This is a genomic window from Vibrio sp. STUT-A11 (genome assembly GCF_026000435.1).
Lineage (GTDB): Bacteria > Pseudomonadota > Gammaproteobacteria > Enterobacterales > Vibrionaceae > Vibrio.
This window is the reverse complement of sequence record NZ_AP026764.1, coordinates 1275764-1294301: the sequence shown is the minus strand read 5'-3', so window position 1 is coordinate 1294301 and position 18538 is coordinate 1275764. Positions and strand designations below refer to the sequence as shown.

General features: G+C 43.6%; 15 protein-coding genes. 8 read left to right on the top strand and 7 right to left on the bottom strand.

Annotation, left to right across the window (positions count from 1 at the left end):
• The first annotated feature begins 14 nt into the window (after positions 1–14).
• Positions 15–206 carry a hypothetical protein gene (locus OO774_RS21465; protein WP_237318218.1) on the top strand — a complete coding sequence of 64 codons (192 nt, stop codon included), beginning with the start codon at positions 15–17 and terminating at the stop codon, positions 204–206.
• 38 nt (positions 207–244) lie between these two features.
• Here the strand turns inward: OO774_RS21465 and torS are convergent, their stop codons facing one another.
• Positions 245–3190 (bottom strand): TMAO reductase system sensor histidine kinase/response regulator TorS, encoded by a 2946-nt coding sequence (gene torS, locus OO774_RS21460; protein WP_264906594.1) that lies wholly within the window; start codon positions 3188–3190, stop codon positions 245–247.
• A 160-nt stretch (positions 3191–3350) separates the two neighbouring features.
• Here torS and torT point away from each other — a divergent pair, with 160 nt between their 5' ends.
• Together torT and OO774_RS21450 are read left to right on the top strand one after the other, a co-directional pair.
• Positions 3351–4355 carry a TMAO reductase system periplasmic protein TorT gene (torT, locus tag OO774_RS21455; RefSeq protein ID WP_264906592.1) on the top strand — a complete coding sequence of 335 codons (1005 nt, stop codon included), beginning with the start codon at positions 3351–3353 and terminating at the stop codon, positions 4353–4355.
• Positions 4356–4425: 70 nt separating this feature from the next.
• Positions 4426–4881, top strand: coding sequence for a methylglyoxal synthase (locus OO774_RS21450; protein WP_014234063.1), 456 nt, complete (start codon positions 4426–4428; stop codon positions 4879–4881).
• A gap of 77 nt (positions 4882–4958) precedes the next feature.
• On the opposite strand, the gene helD is transcribed toward OO774_RS21450, so the two are convergent.
• Entirely contained in the window at positions 4959–7028 is a 2070-nt protein-coding gene (gene helD, locus OO774_RS21445) for a DNA helicase IV (protein WP_264906591.1), read from the bottom strand.
• Between the two features lie 387 nt (positions 7029–7415).
• Here helD and yccS point away from each other — a divergent pair, with 387 nt between their 5' ends.
• From yccS to OO774_RS21430, 3 genes are all read left to right on the top strand, one after another.
• Positions 7416–9569 carry a YccS family putative transporter gene (gene yccS, locus OO774_RS21440; protein WP_264906589.1) on the top strand — a complete coding sequence of 718 codons (2154 nt, stop codon included), beginning with the start codon at positions 7416–7418 and terminating at the stop codon, positions 9567–9569.
• A gap of 348 nt (positions 9570–9917) precedes the next feature.
• The gene (locus tag OO774_RS21435) at positions 9918–10079 is read left to right on the top strand and encodes a hypothetical protein (protein ID WP_014234060.1); all 162 of its coding nucleotides are present in this window, start codon (positions 9918–9920) and stop codon (positions 10077–10079) included.
• A gap of 821 nt (positions 10080–10900) precedes the next feature.
• Entirely contained in the window at positions 10901–11152 is a 252-nt protein-coding gene (locus OO774_RS21430) for a YgjV family protein (RefSeq protein WP_118120226.1), read from the top strand.
• Between the two features lie 168 nt (positions 11153–11320).
• Here the strand turns inward: OO774_RS21430 and OO774_RS21425 are convergent, their stop codons facing one another.
• Positions 11321–13333, bottom strand: coding sequence for a TonB-dependent siderophore receptor (locus OO774_RS21425; protein ID WP_264906585.1), 2013 nt, complete (start codon positions 13331–13333; stop codon positions 11321–11323).
• 116 nt (positions 13334–13449) lie between these two features.
• Between OO774_RS21425 and OO774_RS21420 the strand changes: the two genes are divergently transcribed.
• Together OO774_RS21420 and cueR are read left to right on the top strand one after the other, a co-directional pair.
• A complete protein-coding gene (locus OO774_RS21420; protein WP_264906583.1) occupies positions 13450–14418 on the top strand; it encodes an AraC family transcriptional regulator in 969 nt (322 codons plus the stop codon).
• Between the two features lie 148 nt (positions 14419–14566).
• Positions 14567–14953: a Cu(I)-responsive transcriptional regulator gene (gene cueR / locus OO774_RS21415; RefSeq protein ID WP_264906581.1), complete on the top strand. Its 387-nt coding sequence runs from the start codon at positions 14567–14569 to the stop codon at positions 14951–14953.
• 75 nt (positions 14954–15028) lie between these two features.
• Here the strand turns inward: cueR and OO774_RS21410 are convergent, their stop codons facing one another.
• From OO774_RS21410 to rbsB, 4 genes are all read right to left on the bottom strand, one after another.
• Positions 15029–15256, bottom strand: coding sequence for a hypothetical protein (locus tag OO774_RS21410; RefSeq protein WP_264906580.1), 228 nt, complete (start codon positions 15254–15256; stop codon positions 15029–15031).
• Positions 15257–15468: 212 nt separating this feature from the next.
• Complete coding sequence (locus OO774_RS21405) at positions 15469–16476, bottom strand: substrate-binding domain-containing protein (RefSeq protein WP_264906578.1); 1008 nt, start codon at positions 16474–16476, stop codon at positions 15469–15471.
• Between the two features lie 16 nt (positions 16477–16492).
• Positions 16493–17413: a ribokinase gene (gene rbsK / locus OO774_RS21400; RefSeq protein ID WP_065298917.1), complete on the bottom strand. Its 921-nt coding sequence runs from the start codon at positions 17411–17413 to the stop codon at positions 16493–16495.
• 189 nt (positions 17414–17602) lie between these two features.
• Positions 17603–18481, bottom strand: coding sequence for a ribose ABC transporter substrate-binding protein RbsB (rbsB, locus tag OO774_RS21395; RefSeq protein WP_264906575.1), 879 nt, complete (start codon positions 18479–18481; stop codon positions 17603–17605).
• Positions 18482–18538: the final 57 nt, after the last annotated feature.

The following is an 18538-nucleotide window of genomic DNA, read 5'->3' as shown; positions in this document are numbered from 1 at the left end:
TTTAAGGGGGTCTCATGGGTATCCGAGATAACATTGCCGCTCTGGAACAACAGATATACGTTGCCTGTTCCGAGGGAGACTACGATACGGTCAATATGCTTGAACATCAACTCGAATACTTGCGTGGCAAAGTGGAGCATCCTTTTGACGATGACCCTTATGCTTTAGACACTCGGTTCGAGTGGGAAGATGACATGACCGAATAGAAAAAACCTCCGGCACTCTCCGGAGGTTTTTGTTATAATCATGAGTTTGCCATCAGTTCATCAAGCGCGGTTATCGATGCGGTTATTTGCTTAGTAAGCACACTTTTCTTTTGCTTGTATGCCTCTAGCGGATCCTCAGCCGCTTCGATGCTTTGCAGAGTACTCATAAGCATGGTTAAGCCCAAACTGCCTGAACTTCCTTTTAGCTTATGCGCTAAGGACTTCACTTGATTTGTGTCTCTTGTCTCTGCCGCTATCTCCAATTGATGAGCGACATCCAGGCTACTCTTACGGAATAAACCAATAATGTGCAGCACTTTTTCTCTGCCCAAAACCTTCATATCAGACTGGACAACTTCTGGTGTAATGAGAACGGTTTCCATCTCTTTTGCAGTATGGTGTTTACTTGCTCCAGCCTCAGTCAAAACAGTGTCGATTGGGTGAGAAAAATCGTCTTTTTGGGTTAACAGCCATGATTTTCCTTCGAGTTGCTCTTGAATCATAGCTCCAAGGGCATCTTTGGCTAAAGGTTTAGGCAAATAGCCATCAAAACCAGAGGCTAAATACGTTTCAACCTCTTCTTCAAACACATGAGCAGAAACCGCAATCATTGGTGTTGGTGATAAAACTTGATGTTTACTCTCTTCAATCCGCTTTAAACGCTTCATCAAGTCCACACCATTGCAATCCGGTAGGTTAATATCGACTAGCATTATATCAAAATCCTGCTTTTCTAATATTTTTTGTGCCTGAAATCCGTTTTCAGCCATGACGACTTGGTGTCCCATACTTTGCAGGAAACCTTCCGCAACGACTCGGTTTACGTCGTTGTCTTCTACCAGCAATACTTTAGCTTTCACTTCGCACGGCGTACTTATAGTACTCGTTTCTACTTCATCGCCCTCTTCTAGCGGCAACGAGAACCAAAAACGACTGCCTTGTCCTTTTTCTGATTCAAACGCTAACGTGCCTTCCATTGCCTCAATAATGCGTTTGCTAATCGCGAGGCCAAGTCCTGTCCCCCCCGTTTGATTTAGTCCACCTTCTGCCTGAGTAAAGGCATCAAACAGTGTGATTTGCTCGTTTTCTGCTATTCCAATGCCAGTGTCGGTAATTTCGAACAGTACTTGCGTTTGGTCTTCTGGATTGAGGCTTACATAGATATCAATTTCCCCTTGTTGGGTGAATTTTATCGCATTACCAACCAGATTATTCAGCACCTGACTGATGCGTGTTACGTCCCCTTTCCAAAACTGACTGACATCACTTTCAATATGGTAAGAGAACAACAAGTTCTTTTCTTTGGCACGGCTTTCCATTAGCTGGTAGGAGTCTTGCACCATTTGATGCAAATCGAAGTCTAAATGACGTATTTCGAGATGACCGGCTTCTATTTTTGAGTAATCCAGAACGTCATTGATGATGGCAAGTAACGTTTTACCACTTCGATTAATGATGTCGGCATAACGTTTTTGTAGTGGATTCAAGCCTGAATCCATAAGCAAACGTGCGGTTCCTAGTACCCCATTCAAAGGTGTGCGTATTTCATGACTCATCGTAGAAAGGAAAGCAGACTTAGCTCGGCTAGCTTGTTCTGCTTGCTTACGTGCTTTAGCGTGGTTTAATACCTCTTCATTCAAGCGGTAATTGGCTTGTTTTAATTGAGATGTGCGTTGGTCGACCAAGTCTTCGAGGTGCTGTTTATGTTCTTCCAGCTCTTTCTTCGCTTGCACCTCTCCTTCAGCAACTATTTTTAGCGCCTGAGCGGTATCTCTTGCGGTAATAATAGCTCGCCCCATATGCGCGAGTTCATCTTTACCTTTTACTTCGAGCTCAACCGATAAGTTACCCTGTGACACTGACAGCAACGCCGACGAGTATTCCGTGAGTCGTTTGACCACTGACACATAAACAACACGCCACACAATTAAAATAGCGACGATAAGGCCAGCAATCGAGATAAACATTAACGACCATTGGGCAAATTTTAATGAACTAGTCATTTCATCAATTGCAACCGATGTAGCTTTGTTGGAGTCATCAACCAGTTTATTAACCGTCCCATTGAGCTCAGAAAACAGCTTCAGTGTTTTTTGCATTAATCGTTGCGACTGTTCATTATTTTCATATTGATGCACTAGCATGGTAAATACGACCTGCCGCTCTCCAAGATCGTTGAGAAGCTGCCCCATTCGCGTGGATAGGGTCGGATCCTCCACCGCTTGTACGCGGCGATTCATGATTCGGAGATTATTAGCAAAGTCAGTTTGCACTTGTTGGATACGGTCCAGATTAGTCAGTGTCCGTGCCTCTTCAATCTGATTGAGAACCTGGAACGCAAGCAGATGAAACTCATGCAACCGTTCGGTCAGATCCAAATCGACTTCAACTAAAGTATCTAATGCCTGGTAAGCCTGTACCTTTTGATTTGTTTCCAACAGGCCATAAATATGGGTCACATTCGCCACAGCGACAGTGCTGGTGTTTTGCACTTGAGTGCGGGTCAGTTGCTCTAACTCCTCACTAAGCAAACGCATTTCTTCGACGCGAGTATCAATCTCTTTAGCCAGATAGAGCCTTCTCTCTACCGACACACCTAAATCGCCCAGGTTATTAATGATATTCTGAACATGGTTTTCTAGCGTATCGAGCAACTCGGAATCAAATGCGTCCCTTCCAAGCTCTTTGATATGAGAAAGCAACACTTCTAATTGATCGAAAAGCTCGCGCCCCGTGTCTTGTCGCTCCTGTTCATTCTTTGCATTTGACAGCATCTGAACAGAAGAAATAATACGAGAACTTAGTTCAGATACCTGCCTAGCTTCGATCATCGCAGGAATCGCAGCATCAACCACATTCCTTTCCGTTTTCGAGACCGTCGAAAAGCCAGACATGCCGATCAATGCAGATAACATAACCAACATTGCCATCGCAATAAAAGAGAGCAAAAGCTTACGACCGATGCTTGCAGTGGATAGCAGCATATTTTAATGACCTTACTATTCATGTTTGGCGAAATATACTCAAATGATTTCAAGATGAAAGCTTCATAGCGATATCGCTGAAAAAATATCCTGAGGATATTTAGGTATAATACGTTATATTTTGCATTGTTCACTCAATCTAAGCCAACGAACTTCACCCATGATTATCAATCAACGCTTGTTTCGCTCAATTATCAAACAATCTTTACTAGTGGTATCTCTGCTAACGTCATTACCTTCGTTTTCTGCAGAAAAAATTTGTGCCATTTACCCACATTTAAAAGATTCATACTGGGTATCAGTGAACTATGGCATGGTTACCGAAGCTAAAAATCAAGGCGTTAACCTGCGTGTACTCGAAGCTGGCGGATATCCGGTCAAAAATCGCCAAGAACAACAACTTAAAATTTGCCAGCAATGGGGCGCTGACGCCATTATTCTAGGTACCGTAGACCCGCATGCATACGAGTACAACTTAAATACTTTTGTGGGTGATACCCCTGTATTTGCAACAGTCAACCAGCTCATGCTAGATAAAACTCAGAGTCATCTGTTAAAAGGTGAAGTCGGAGTGGATTGGTATTGGATGGGCTACGAAGCAGGCAAGTATTTAGTAAACCAACATCCTAAAGGATCTGGTGTCAGCAATATCGCCTTGCTACTTGGTCCGCGTACTCGCGGTGGAACAAAACCGGTAGCGATGGGCTTTTACGACGCGATAAAAGACAGCGATATCCACGTTGTTACGACTTTGTGGGCGGATAACGACAAAGAGTTACAGCGTAACTTAGTTCAGCGCGTCATTGACCAAGGCAATATTGACTACATTGTCGGAAGCGCGGTGGCAATAGAGGCTGCGATCAGTGAGCTGCGTAGTGCCGATAAAGCGAGTGAGATTGGCTTAGTTTCCGTCTATTTAAGTCACGGCGTTTATCGTGGCTTACTGCGTAATAAGGTGCTCTTTGCCGCAACGGACAAAATGGTCGAGCAAGGTCGACTATCCGTCATTCAGGCAACACGCTACTTGAGAGACTTACCTTATGAAAGACATGCGTCACCGAACATCACCCCACTGACACCAACGACACTTGACGAAGATACAATTCAGGAATCGTTATCCCCGTCCGAATATAGGCCAACATTCAGCGTCAAGGCTATTGATTGATCGATTAAAAAGTGTTTCATTAACCAATACACCTAAACTAACTTTATCATCTTGAATCGGAAATAACCTGATGCAAAAAACGACTCGTACCATGCCTGCACACAAGCACGTGGCTTTAGTTGCACACGATAACTGCAAACCTGAACTGCTTCGATGGGTACAAGAAAACAAAGAACAACTTCAACGTCACTTCCTGTATGCGACAGGCACAACAGGGCATATGTTAAGCAAAGAGACAGGCTTAGCGATTAAAAATATGATCAGCGGCCCTATGGGTGGTGACCAACAGATTGGTGCTTTGATTTCGGAAGGTAAAATCGACGTACTGGTGTTTTTCTGGGATCCATTAAATGCCGTACCACATGATCCAGATGTAAAAGCGCTTCTTCGTATTGCCAGCGTTTGGAATATTCCAGTTGCGACCAACCGTGCAACTGCAAAATTCATTTTCAACTCTCCGCTAATCGAACAAGAAGTCGATATCGAAGTGCCTGACTATGAAGCTTATCTGAGCGAGCGCACATAATCTGTGCCCGACATTCTAGATAAAACAAAGGCGATACTGAGTATCGCCTTTGTTATTTCGAACGGTGTCTCTTTTATTTAGCGCGAAGTAATGATTGGGTAGTCCCCTGCAACCAGCTCCTGGATGAACGCAGAACCAGCACCTGTATGGGTAATCCAGACTTTTTCTTTTGCTCGGGTAATCGCAACATAGAATAATCGACGCTCTTCCGCATGCGGAAACTTATCGTTAGATTCCGTCAAGGCACCATCAATATGGACTTGCTTTTTCTTTGCTGGGAATTGCCCTTCATCTACCGACAGAATAATAACGAAGTCCGCTTCACGCCCTTTACTCGCGTGACATGTCATAAAGCGAATATCAAGGTTCGGGAATCGTCGTAACCAGTCTTGGTACAAATCTGGTTTGTGGTAATGGTTACGGCCAAGCAATAACACAGATTTAGTTTGCTTCGCCTGTTGGTTTAACTGGTCGAGAATTTTTTCTACTTGGTTACTTGGCGCTGTGTGGACACTTTTTTGCTTACGTTGTTTGTGGCTACTTAGAGTCTTAGGTAACTGCGCTGGGTTTTGCTGCACAAACGCATTGGCCACATTGCCTATCTGATTGTTAAATCGATAAGTAGTATCCAGATGATGAACCGTTGAGTAAGCAAATCTGTCTTTAAAGCCAGTAATCAGATCGACATCAGCGCCGGCAAACTGGTAAATGGATTGCCAGTCATCCCCTACTGCAAATAATGTTGCACCCGCTTGTTTCTCACTGGAATCGCACAGCGCCTCAATTAACGCTAAACGATCAGGAGAGATATCTTGATACTCATCGACCATAACAAAGCGCCATGGAGCAACAAACTTACCTTTTTTCACATATTCAGTCGCCCGACTGATCATGGTTGGGAAATCAACCTTATTGGTCTCTTTGAGCATTTTTTGCCAGGCAGTAAAACATGGCCAACACAGTGCGAGCTCACTATTTAATCGAGTGTACTCCTGATGATCAACCAGTTTTTCCTGAACCTGCTTTTTGGTTAGTCCGGTCGCAGCCAGAAGCGACAACTGCGAGTCCAACCACGCAATCAGTTTAGGGTTTTCAGAATGACTCCCCAGCTCGTCATCCCCTTTCAAATAAGCAATCGGCCACTTGTCCAAGTGCTTTTGCCAGCGCTTGAAGTTTGTTGGTGTCATCCAATGCTTTTTAAGCCAATCAATACACCAAGCCGTACGTTGGTTGTCGTCCAGCGCTAGCGGGCTGATCTCTACGGGCTGTGGTTCGACTTGATTCAGTATGAACAACCCTAATTGGTGGAAGGTGTTTACACGAGTGCCCTCTGCCGCCATGCCTACTTTTTCAACTAAGCGTTCTTTCATCTCTGTTGCGGCATCGCGCCCGAAAGCAAGCATTAGCAGTTCTTCAGATTGTGCCTGATGGCTCTGAAGTAAATAAGCGACACGTGCAGTAAGCACACTGGTTTTACCTGAGCCAGCTCCAGCGAGGACCAGATTGTGATCATCGTTGAGCAGTACGGCATATTGCTGAGACAAGTTCAGTGGCGAAGACTCAATACGACTGAACAGAACCTCCCAATTTGGACGTTCACTCTCTAGCCATTCACGGTTTCGCTCTTCTAACGTATCAGAGGTATCGACAAGCCAAGTTTCAATTTCTGCCATGCGGTTAGGCATTCTCAATTTTGCTTCACCCAGAGTCGTTTTAATGTCCACTAGCTCTTGGTTTACACGTTCAACCCAAGACTGAGTCTGCGAGTGCGAAAGATAGGCAGGGAGATGCTTTAGCTTATAGAGCTCATCTTCCCATACGGGTAGGTATTCGGCTAGCTTTTGACATTGAGTGTTATGCCAGTCCTGATACTGGCGAACAGCATCAAGCGCAAACTTTCTGCATTGTGGCCATGGCAAACCCTGAACCAACCAGCTCTGTTGCGTGCCATCTTGCTCATGGGAAAAGAACTGTAACGCGCTCCAAAGCAACCCACGTTTGACACTCACTTTCCCATTCCAAACTGTAAACGGAATATGTTCATCACTGCCTATAGAGCTTAATAAAACACTGTTCTCTTTTATTTCCACATGATAATACTCATTTTGAATAAAAAACTGTGCTTTTTTAGTGGCAGTAAGCTGCATGAAATGTGTGCCTTTTAAGTGAAAAGTTTTCGATTTATATCATTTTAGAACATCAAATTGTAGCGGTGACAAGTACCGAAATAACCATCTACTTTACATTCTTAAATAAATCTCACATTACTGCTGATTTTCTGAACATTGTTAACATTAATCACCCTAAAAACATCATGCTTACGTAAAGAAATTTTCAACTCAGGAAACCTTAAAGATTAAGCGTTTAACTAGTCACGCTAATATCGAGGCTCTTTCTGGTTATTTCATAAGCAAGTGATCTTTTTTCTTAAATTAAATCATAAAAGCGCTATAGTGAGCTTGGTATGATATCCAAACAACCTCAAGATACACGGGTATAATTGCCCGTTTTTTGTCGGAAATCTAAGGCGCATCGTGCAATCAACTTCTAAATTTCGCCTCTATTGGGCCAACAAAACCGTTAACTACAGTATTCTTATCCTGATAACCTTGTTAGGCGTTGTCATACCAGCCTGGTATTTTGGTCAAAATACGTTGATTACGCCGCTAATATTGGGAATTATCGCCGCAGCGCTGGCAGAAAGTGATGACAGTTTTACCGGGCGGATGAAAGCGCTCATCCTAACGTTTATCTGTTTTGCTGTTGCCGCATTTTCAATTGAAATTCTGTTCAATACGCCATGGTTGTTTGCTATCGGACTATTTGTCTCCACGTTTGGCTTCATCATGCTGGGGGCAATTGGCCCCAAATACGCCAGTATTGCGTTTGGATCATTGCTTATCGCCATCTATACCATGCTTGGCGCCCATGAGAGCCCAAATCTATGGTTCCAACCACTGCTACTGCTAACTGGTGCGGCATGGTATTACTTCATGTCGATGATATGGCAGATTTTTTGGCCGCTGCAGCCCGTACAACAAAATTTGGCCAACGTATTTCTCCAAATGGCGAATTATCTGGACGCCAAAGCAAAACTTTTCCATCCGGTGATTAACCTTGAACCGCAGCCTATGCGAATTGAAGCGGCCCGCCTTAACGCTGCGACCGTGACCGCACTAAATGCTTGTAAAACAACGCTACTTAACCGGTCGAAACGCGGTCATATTGATGGCCCGAGTGACCGATTCTTAAATATCTATTTCATCGCCCAAGATATTCATGAACGAGTCAGTTCCAGTCATTATCGTTATCAAGATCTGGCAAATGAGTTTGAACGCTCCGATGTCCTATTTCGTTTTAAATATCTGTTGGAATCTCAAGCGCGAGCATGCCGTGATATTGCTCAGGCGATTCAACTTGGCAACGAGTACACTCATACCAATGAATCTGTTCTTGCTTTAGCTGAGGTTCAGAACTCTCTCAACTATCTCGAAGAACAAAAACAAAGTCACTGGAAACGATTATTAGGTCAGCTTACTTATCTATTCAATAACTTAGCAACCGTCGAAAAGCAGCTGAGTAATATCAATAACCCTGACGCTGAAAAGCTTGAAGAAGATACGCTTGATGATACCAATCCGCACACGCTAAAAGCGATGTGGCAGCGGATTTCAGCGAACCTGAACCAAGACTCAATGCTGTTTCGCCATGCATTACGTATGTCGATTGCATTAACGCTTGGTTATGGAATTATTCAGGCGTTTGATTTTGACCGTGGTTATTGGATCCTCTTAACGACTTTGTTTGTGTGCCAGCCTAACTACAGTGCAACGCGCCAGAAGCTGACTGCACGTGTCATCGGAACCTTGGCTGGTTTGTTAGTTGGCGTCATGCTGCTCACCGCTTTCCCTTCTCAAGAAAGCCAATTGGTGTTCGTTGTCGTCTCCGGTGTGATGTTTTTCGCCTTTAGAATGAACAATTATGGTTATGCGACTGGCTTTATCACCCTGCTCGTATTGTTCCTTTTCAACCAGCTAGGCGAAGGCTACGCAGTTGTACTGCCTCGACTCGCCGATACAATTATTGGCTGTATACTAGCCGTAGCAGCGGTCATGTTTATTTTTCCTGATTGGCAATCTCGACGATTGCATAAAGTCATGTCAGATGCCATCGATGCAAATAAACAGTATCTCGGTCAGATCATTGGTCAATACCGAGTCGGTAAAAAAGACAGCTTAAGTTACCGCATTGCGCGCCGTCAGGCACATAATAGTGACGCAACGCTCACCTCCGCTATCAGTACCATGCTTGCTGAGCCAGGGAAATACAGAACAGCCGTTGATGAAAGTTTCCGTTTTTTAACTCTCAATCACGCTATGCTGAACTATATTTCTGCACTGGGTGCACACCGTACTCGTATCGACGATAACTCAATTCATAAATTAGTGTTGGATGCACACCGCTGTATCCACCAACATTTGGATGTACTCCACCAGCAGCTTCACCAGCACTGTGAAACATGTGATCTATCAGATATTGAAGACGCCGGACTTGAACAACGATTAAATGAATGGCGCGAAGAAGATGAGAGTTCCGCTCGAATGGTGCTGCAACAATTGCATCTCATTTATCGAATGTTACCGGAGTTGCATTCACTAGCGAGTAAGTTCGCCGTTCGAGTGAACTGATCACTTCAACACAGTAATAATCCATTTTGTTTGGTAGGGAAGCGTGTCAGCTTCCCTTGCCATTAGACGCATTTGTAAGGAGTAACTGTTACAGATAGAAGAAAAAGTGTTTTAAAGTCATATAGGTATACATTCCTACTTTTTTTTCGCACATTCCTACACGCCATAAATATCAGCTTACATTTTTGTCGCAATTTGACGCTTCACTTGATTCACCTTGACAATATTCGGACAAAATAAAGCCAATTGAGTTCTAATCTAAATCATCTGAATAAGTTTGTTGTATGGCCATGAAAGCCCTAAAACTAGGTAATGAAGGATAAGCCTGTGTACAACGAGGAATGTGATATGAACAAACAGCAATTTAACGAACTAAAACAAAAGTTGAGTGATTTGACCGACAGCCAACTAAAGTCTCTGCAGGGTGAAATCAGTAAGACACTGGATAAAAAACGTTCTCCACTTCTCTCTTCGGAAGAACGCGAGATGATTTCTCAGCTGTTTTCTTAATCTCGCTGATCACGAACTCAATTCGCGTATTATTCTGCCGTGCTTTCCCCTCACTGCAGCACGTATAAAGCAACATTTTTAAGACTCAGAACTGAGTGCGATCTCCCCCCTCCGTTAACTTCCCCTCGTCAAACGAATATTCATTAAGTGTTACTGATTTATTGTCGTATCAAACTCAATCAGTCACCAAATTCCGTGTTACAGCTTTAGCTTGTAGAGCAAATCGTTAGACAGGTTTGCTTAAGGTGAATACAAAACTTCCCGATGCGACCAGTAGTGGCAAAAAGCCAAATATAACGCTGTAGAAGCTCGTACGCTTAGACAGTTTTATCAGCAAAGGGGACGAGTAAAACGTAACCATAAGATAGGGAATAATATAAATCGGTTGCAGAAACATCACACAAAAAAAATGCGAAAGAATATGCAACTCAACACTCCAAGAACTGGGTCTCGTTCTGCGGATTAATGCGAAAGAAAGTATTAGGCTAACTGCAAGATTTATCATAACGACGCAACACATGTAAATAGTTATCATTTACACTGTATAGAACCATCCGAACATCTTCAAATACGTTTTAACTATAGATTTAATCACCACAATCAATCGAACAAATAAAATGACGTTATAAATAATTTTCTTATTAAACGTTTGCGTAATCGCTAACCTTCACTTTCCCTCATTTTGAGGCTTTTATCACGTTATGTACGTTGTTATAGTACGCCCATCAAAAAGACCATTCGAGGCACGGAGCTTCCTCAATAATCTCAAGAAGAGAAGAATTGGTACCGACATATTCGGCAGATTTAAAGAGGGTCAAAAAATGGAAATGAATATGGTTGAAATTCTAGGCTACGCAGCTTCAATCATGGTTGCTATCTCGCTTACTATGAAAGACATTGTTAAACTTCGTATCCTTAACTTTATCGGTTGTGGTTTATTCACCGCCTACGGCCTTATGATTGACTCTTGGCCAGTAGTGCTAACCAACGGCTTTATTGCATGTGTTAACGTGTACTTTCTAGCTAAAATGCATCAAGAAAAGAATAACTTAGAGCCTGAAAAGGCACAATAGCACCTGATGTAATTTTAGATACAGTACTTAAAAAGCCCGCTAATTGTTGATTAGCGGGCTTTTTTGCGTTTTATCACTTCACCCATTGGAGCTCTATGGTCTCTCGACGTCTTCACTTTCAATGTGAGCCGTTTCTGTAATCATAGAGTCACTTTACTTGCAATTTAGTTAAAACTGATAAGCGGCTGAAAGCTTGAAGTTACGGCCTGGTTCGTAATCATCTAGAGTAAATCCACGCGCCGTACCTGAACGGGATGCATGAGATGTATATAACTCATCAAAGACGTTATCAATACCAAAGGTGACCGACAAGCCATCAATATCAGAAGGTACCCACTGCGCGTACAGGTTGTGAACATCGTAGCTATCCTTGACGGTTTGACCATCAAATACGTTGTCTTCTTCTAGTATAAACATTGAATTCCAACCAAAGACGGTTTCTAACTCTTCTGACTGATAATCAAGCGTCAACGCAATGCTATCACCCATATCGATACTGCGTCCGTTACCACCAGCAACAGGGCCACCGTTGGTCTTATCTTCTGTATCCGATTGAGAGTAAGATAGCTTACTATTGAACTTATCGTAGCCATATGACGCGCTCGCTTCAAAGCCTTCAATTTCCACGTCACCTAAATTGTAGATAAGGTAAGTTTGGCTTGCACTTTGATACTGTTCAGCAATGTAGTCATCTATCTGCGTCTTAAATAGAGTCACATTTGCGCCGAAAAAGTGCTTGTCCAATCGCTTAGCAAAACGTACTCCACCTTGCGTATTCAGACCAGTTTCTGGGTTCAAGCCGTCTTCAAGAAACGCCACATCTTGGTAAGCGACAAAGGTTTCCATCAACTCGGGGCCTTTGAATAGCGAACGCGCACTTGCAAATAACGTCCAGTCGTTGGTCGCCGCCCACTCAGCTGCCAGCGCCCAAGTCACTTCGTCGAAGTCGTCAGTGCCAGTTTCCGCCTTCCGTTCATAATCATCAAAACGTAGACCTGCGGTAATAAAGAAAGAATCCGAAACGTGGAACTGATCTTCAACAAACACCGCTGTCGATATAGCCGACTCATCCATGAACTTACTGCTACCGTAATAGCTAGAGGATGTCTTATCCATGTAATCAAAACCATATGTTACGCGGTTATCAAACTGTCCCAGCACCAAATCTGATTGGAATTTTGCGTTTAAACCAAAGTTTTGGTTCTTCGCCGTGTTTTTCGACAGACGGTTTGCAGGCCAACGCGGTGCCATAACCGACTCATCACGTGTGATTTCCGTTTCTGTGTTGTAAAGGGTTACGTTACCTTGATGGTTGTCGCCACGTAACTCATAGCTCAGAGTTACCGTATCACGATCATAATCAGTAGGGATCAGTAGCTCACTCGACAGACCATTGTTTGCCGCTCCGGACATATCCGGGCGTGGGCTGTAATCACCACTATCACGATATAAGTCATAGGAGATTTCAAAACGGTGGATGTCATTAAACTCGTAGCCAAGTTTAGCCAGAATGTTATATACATCGCCTTCTGAGCCAAAAGTTTGATTTCCATCGCCATCTTCAAAATCATCACGCGTCACGTAGTTACCATAGACCATGACATCGACGTTTTCGGACAATAAGCCATACAGAGTTAACGAACCTTGTTGGTTGTCGTTCGAAGCATAGCCGCCATATACACGTGCGCCAAAAGTTTCGTCATAGCGCAGAAGGTCACGAGCATCTTTTGTTTCAAAGTAAACAGAACCACCTAAACCATTTTGAGTAACTGAGTTATTACCCACCTGAATATCTGCGGACTTTAGAATATCTGGGTTTAACGTCAAGTTACCAATGTGGTGGAACATGCTTGCATGTTGTGATGCGCCATCCAGACGGATATCTAAATCAGACTCGCTAAGTCCTCGAATCGTAATTCTTTGGTTGACTGAGTGGGTGCCACCAACATCCACACCCGGAATCTCGCGCAACAGATCCGACATATGATCGGCTTGCTTAAGCGACATATCGTCGGCAAACATTGATTCCGAGTTACTTGAAACTTTCGTACCCCATACGACGACTTTCTCGGTATGAGAATCTGATGTTGAATCGTCAGCATAAACTGGGTTCGCTAGCGCCATTCCCACTGCAAGGTAAAGGCTTGAAAGCTTGAGTGATGGGCAAACTGGGCTTTCCATATACACATTCCTAAATATTAATGATTATAATTCTCAGGTATAATAGGCGTGCATGATATAAATACAAAGATTATTAGGTTATGCGAAATCGCATACATATTATGAGGAAACGTCAAATGCAGGTAGGTAGGCCTAAACGAACTAAACTTGATAAAATACCTATGACTCAAATTTTGCAAGATACGGAAAAACAGTTGATCGTAACGCACGGTCAGTCGTGTCAACTGCAGTTAGCTGAAGGTGTTTTCTTAACTTACCAATATAACGACCAGATTTTTGTCCATGGTGGACGCTGCGTAGAACTCGTAAACTCAAATATAGTTTCAACCGCTCAGTCATCGCTGTTGATCACCATTCTTCTTGAAGGAAAACTGTCTTTTGGCTACGACGATTTACAATTTAATTTGGACGCTACCAAGTCACCTAAGGGCGTGGTGGTGAACTTGCTACAACCTGCAAACTTCTTTCGCTCACTTGTTAAAGACAATCACGTTAACAAGATAAACATCCTCGTAAAACCACAATGGCTAGCTCAACGTTTGAACGACTCATGTGAAACAAGCAACTTTTTTCACTCGCACCAAGCTTTCTATTCCCTGGAAGTGTGTCCCATGCTCTCAGAGCTTGTCAGCACTCTCTTGCGAAGTGGAACGCCACGTAACTTACAAACTAAGATCGGGATTGAAAGTTTGATTTATCAGATTTTATCCAATGTCCTTCAGCAGATGCCTAACGTTCATTATTCTCAACACAAATCAGTGACAAGAAGCAAAGATCATAAGACTGAAGACATCATCAATTACATCGAAACTCATCTAGCTGAAGAACTGAGCTTAGCAAAGTTATCGACGGTTTTTTCTATGAGCGTGTCCAACTTGCAACGCCGCTTTAAACAGTCATTCAACATGACAGTAAACGGTTACATTCGCTACCGCCGTTTAGTCGTGGCTCGACAACACTTAGAACGAGGTCTTGTTACCATTACAGAGGCAGCCTATGAAGCTGGTTATCACCACCCGTCCAATTTCACCAACGCATTTAAAAAGGCATTCGGTATGCCTCCTCATGAAGTCGCGAAAGTGTAGACGTGTATCAAGCCAAACGGGGCCGTCGAAAAGCTGAAGTGACCTTTTTACGGGAACTTACAGCAGTCACCTCACTCTAACTTCTGCATGTTGAAGCTATTTGGGTATATACTCGCGTTAGGCATTATCTTGAATCAAGAGGTGAATTATGAATATAGGTGCTGTGGCCAAACTGACCGGCCTTTCCTCTAAATCTATCCGTCTGTACGAAGACAAAGGAATTATTTCACCACCCGCTCGAAGTGACTCTGGATACAGAGAATACTCTGACAACCACATCCAAGAGCTCAACCTAGTATCACGTGCGAAAAACGCAGGATTCTCCCTGCAAGAGTGCAAAGAATTTGTTCAGCTCGCCCATAACCCAAATAGAAAAAGCAGTGAAGTTAAAGCCCGCACTATGGATAAATTAAAAGAAGTAGAAGAAAAAATAGCGCACCTGCTTGAGATGAAACAACAATTAGAGAGCTGGATATCTTCCTGCCCTGGTGATGCGAGAAGTCGTTGTCCTATCATTGAAGAGCTCACCAAATAAGTTCACCTGTTTCAAAAAGTAAAAGGAGGACATAAGCCCTCCTCGAATCATTAAAACTGTGTTATTCACTCTTAATTACGATTTTTGAATAGGATATCTTTTCTTAAACGCCGACGCAGATGCAAACAATCCAGTCGCAGCAAAAGTAATAAAAATGCCTAGCAAGTATGACAACTCTTCGTGAGCCAGAAGACCGTAACTGCTAAACAAAAAAACAAACAAGATGACTGCGACACCAATACGATGGCACCACGGTCGTTTTACAGAATACTGAGCGTATTTTTGAACTAAAGCAAAGCTCATCCAATCACCCTACTAATTACAATTCTATTAATTATTGGCTGCCATCATAGGTACTTTCTTACATGAAGAAAATATAAGTGTGATTTTTCTCGGCAAAAAATCACACTTTTGCAAAAAAAAGCCGTATAACGTACAAAATTAACGCAAACTCACCAAAAATTGATATGCATCAATAAGATGAGGCTCGATAAAAAAATATAAATACAGGTTTGCTAAAGTAGCGTTTTCACACTCTTGCGCGCGACTAGCGTCGGTTCTAATTGAACAACTTCCGCTTCAGCTGCTTTGTCGTTCAGTCTTCGTAGCAAAGTTTCAACCGCAGCTTGCCCCAAACGATATTTAGGCTGGTGAATGGTTGTCAGTGACGGAGACATAAATTTAGCGATGTGTATATCATCGTAACCAATGATGGAGAGATCCTCTGGCACGTTGATATCAAGCTCGTTAGCCGCATTGATCACCCCCATCGCCATCATGTCGTTGGAGACGAAGATAGCAGTCGGTAGCGCTCCCCTTTCAGACATCTTTTTCAGAGCCTGATAGCCACCTTCACATTCGAAATCCGATTCAATGATCCAGTTTGAGTTAAACTCCAACCCCGCTTCAATCATGGCTCGCTTATAACCTTCATATCGCATTTGAGCTTGATGTTTGATCAGAGGGCCTGTGATACAGCCAACCTGCTTATGCCCACAATCTATCAGGTGCTTCACTGCAAGGTATCCACCCCGTAATGAGTTGTCTTGAATCTTATCGCTGGTAAAGAGCATTGGGCCCCAGTCCATCACCACAACTGGGATATCAGGGTAACGCTCGAACACATCGATACGCTCTCCTTCGAGGGAGTCACACATCAGAATCAAGCCATCAACTCGTTTCTGAAGCAACGTGCTGATAGATTGACGCATACGTTCGTTATCCCCTTCGGTGTTACACAGGATCAGGTTATAGCCTTTTTGGTAACAACTGCGCTCGACACCTTTTACCACTTCACCAAAGAACGGGTTGGTGGAGGTTGTTACCAACATACCAATAGTTTGAGTTCGATTGACTTTGAGGCTACGTGCTAACGCTGAAGGCGCGTAATAATTAAGCTCTTTTGCGGCGCTATTAACGCGATCCGAAATTTCTTCGCTCACAAAGCGAGTTTTATTGATAACATGGCTCACAGTTGAAGTGGAAACCCCTGCCAGTTTTGCGATGTCTTTCATCGTTGCCATGTTATAAATTCCTTACTTATTGGTTTTCAGCTAAGAATGCGTCCACCTCTTCACGAGTTGGGATAGACGTCTGTGCACCAAAGCGCGTAACTGAAATGGCTGCCGCTGCGTGTGCAAACTTAATTGCTGATTCTAAAGACAAACCTTCCAATAAACCAGTGACGAATGCCCCATTAAAGGTATCACCTGCTGCCGTGGTATCGGTAGCGTCGACGCGGAAACCAGGGATAATCTCGCCACGACCATTCTGACTTAACCAAACGCCTTTCGCACCTAGGGTAATCATCACGATTTCAATGCCTTTGCTATGCAGGATGTTGGCCGCTTCTTGTGCACTGTCGTTATCCGTCACTGTCACGCCAGTCAGGACTTCTGCTTCGGTTTCGTTTGGAGTGATGACATCGATACATGCTAATAATTCGTCCGATAATTCACGCGCAGGTGCCGGGTTAAGAATCACGTTCGTTTTTGCATCTTTTGCAACACGTGCCGCTTTCTCAATCGCACATATCGGAGTCTCAAGTTGCATCAGCAAGTATTCAGCGCGGCGTATGCGTTCCAAATCAGGCTCAATAGCCTCAGCGGTCAGCTTGGCGTTCGCTTCTGCCGAAATACAAATACTATTCTCACCACTATCTGCTACCTGAATCATCGCAATACCAGTTGGACAGTTTGGCTGCATCTTAACCGCGCTAATGTCGATGCCATCCATCTTAAAATTCTCGCGAATATTGATCCCGAATGAATCATCACCAACACAAGCAATAAAACCAATATCAGAATTCAGGCGTGCTGCGGCAACGGCTTGATTTGCTCCTTTACCGCCAGGAATAACTTGGTAATTGCGACCATGAAGCGTCTCGCCTGGGCGAGGAAAAGAAGGCACTTGAAGAACATGGTCAGCGTTTACACTACCTAACACTACTAACTTATTCATACGGTTATCCTCGGTTCTGAATGAACCCTTTTTGAAAAACTGTTTTCTGAAAAATACATTAGATGACTTTAACTTCTCGTCTTAGTTGGAATAAAAAGTCAAAGGCATCTATTCTTGCCCTCTCCCCCTAACGACAGATAAAACGGAGGAGAGAGCGAAGAAACTAGGATTATTTATCCAAAGTCGTAATTATTTGGTTACCACTTTTAGAGGAACCGGGATGTAAGCTTCGACTTTTTCGCCTTTGAGGACTTTGTCTGCTGTTTCTACACCCAGCGCACCGATAAGATCTGGTTGTTGTGCGATGGTTGCTGCAAGCTTGCCACGGTTAACAGCAGCGATACCGTCTTCAGTACCATCAAAGCCTACGATAACCACATCTTTGCCTGATGCCTGTACCGCACGTAGCGCACCAAGTGCCATCTCATCGTTTTGTGCAAACACAGCTTGTACATCTGGATTCGCAGCCAATAGGTTTTCCATAACATTCAGACCTTTAGTGCGGTCGAAATCAGCAGGCTGGCTTGCTAGAAGTTCCATGTTGCTGGCTTTTACTGACGTCATGAAGCCTTCGCCACGCTCACGTGCCGCTGATGTGCCCGCAATACCTTCTAGCTGGATAACTTTCGCTTTCTCGCCAACCTTCTCCATAATGTATTTACCAGCCATTTCACCGCCAATCACGTTATCTGAAGCAATATGGCTAACGACTTCACCACGGCTTGCACCACGGTCGAGAGTCAATACTGGTACATTAGAGCGGTTTGCCATACGAATCGCATTAGATACTGCGTCTGAATCTGTCGGGTTAATCAAAATCGCTTTAACGCCTCGGATAGTCAGGTCTTCGATGTTTGATAGTTCTTTACTCGGGTCATTTTGCGAATCAAGAACAATCAGATCGTATCCCAGCTCTTTCGCTTTCGCTTCAGCACCGTCTTTCATCGTTACGAAGAACGGGTTGTTCAGAGTTGAAACCACAATCGCCATCGTATCCTGAGCTTGTGCAGCCACAGATACGGTTGAGGAAAGAAGTGCAGCAGAGATAAGAGTTGCGAGTTTTTTCATCGTTATAGTCCTTTGTGTAGGGTGAGCCAGCACACGTATACCAGCTCGTTTTTATTC

What these genes read in the sequence shown, in the direction of transcription:
- OO774_RS21465 (WP_237318218.1), top strand. Translation starts at nt 15, where the DNA reads ATGGGTATCCGAGATAACATTGCCGCTCTGGAACAACAGATATACGTT.
- torS (WP_264906594.1), bottom strand. Translation starts at nt 3,190, where the DNA reads ATGCTGCTATCCACTGCAAGCATCGGTCGTAAGCTTTTGCTCTCTTTT.
- torT (WP_264906592.1), top strand. Translation starts at nt 3,351, where the DNA reads ATGATTATCAATCAACGCTTGTTTCGCTCAATTATCAAACAATCTTTA.
- OO774_RS21450 (WP_014234063.1), top strand. Translation starts at nt 4,426, where the DNA reads ATGCAAAAAACGACTCGTACCATGCCTGCACACAAGCACGTGGCTTTA.
- helD (WP_264906591.1), bottom strand. Translation starts at nt 7,028, where the DNA reads ATGCAGCTTACTGCCACTAAAAAAGCACAGTTTTTTATTCAAAATGAG.
- OO774_RS21435 (WP_014234060.1), top strand. Translation starts at nt 9,918, where the DNA reads ATGAACAAACAGCAATTTAACGAACTAAAACAAAAGTTGAGTGATTTG.
- OO774_RS21430 (WP_118120226.1), top strand. Translation starts at nt 10,901, where the DNA reads ATGGAAATGAATATGGTTGAAATTCTAGGCTACGCAGCTTCAATCATG.
- OO774_RS21425 (WP_264906585.1), bottom strand. Translation starts at nt 13,333, where the DNA reads ATGGAAAGCCCAGTTTGCCCATCACTCAAGCTTTCAAGCCTTTACCTT.
- OO774_RS21420 (WP_264906583.1), top strand. Translation starts at nt 13,450, where the DNA reads ATGCAGGTAGGTAGGCCTAAACGAACTAAACTTGATAAAATACCTATG.
- cueR (WP_264906581.1), top strand. Translation starts at nt 14,567, where the DNA reads ATGAATATAGGTGCTGTGGCCAAACTGACCGGCCTTTCCTCTAAATCT.
- OO774_RS21410 (WP_264906580.1), bottom strand. Translation starts at nt 15,256, where the DNA reads ATGAGCTTTGCTTTAGTTCAAAAATACGCTCAGTATTCTGTAAAACGA.
- OO774_RS21405 (WP_264906578.1), bottom strand. Translation starts at nt 16,476, where the DNA reads ATGGCAACGATGAAAGACATCGCAAAACTGGCAGGGGTTTCCACTTCA.
- rbsK (WP_065298917.1), bottom strand. Translation starts at nt 17,413, where the DNA reads ATGAATAAGTTAGTAGTGTTAGGTAGTGTAAACGCTGACCATGTTCTT.
- rbsB (WP_264906575.1), bottom strand. Translation starts at nt 18,481, where the DNA reads ATGAAAAAACTCGCAACTCTTATCTCTGCTGCACTTCTTTCCTCAACC.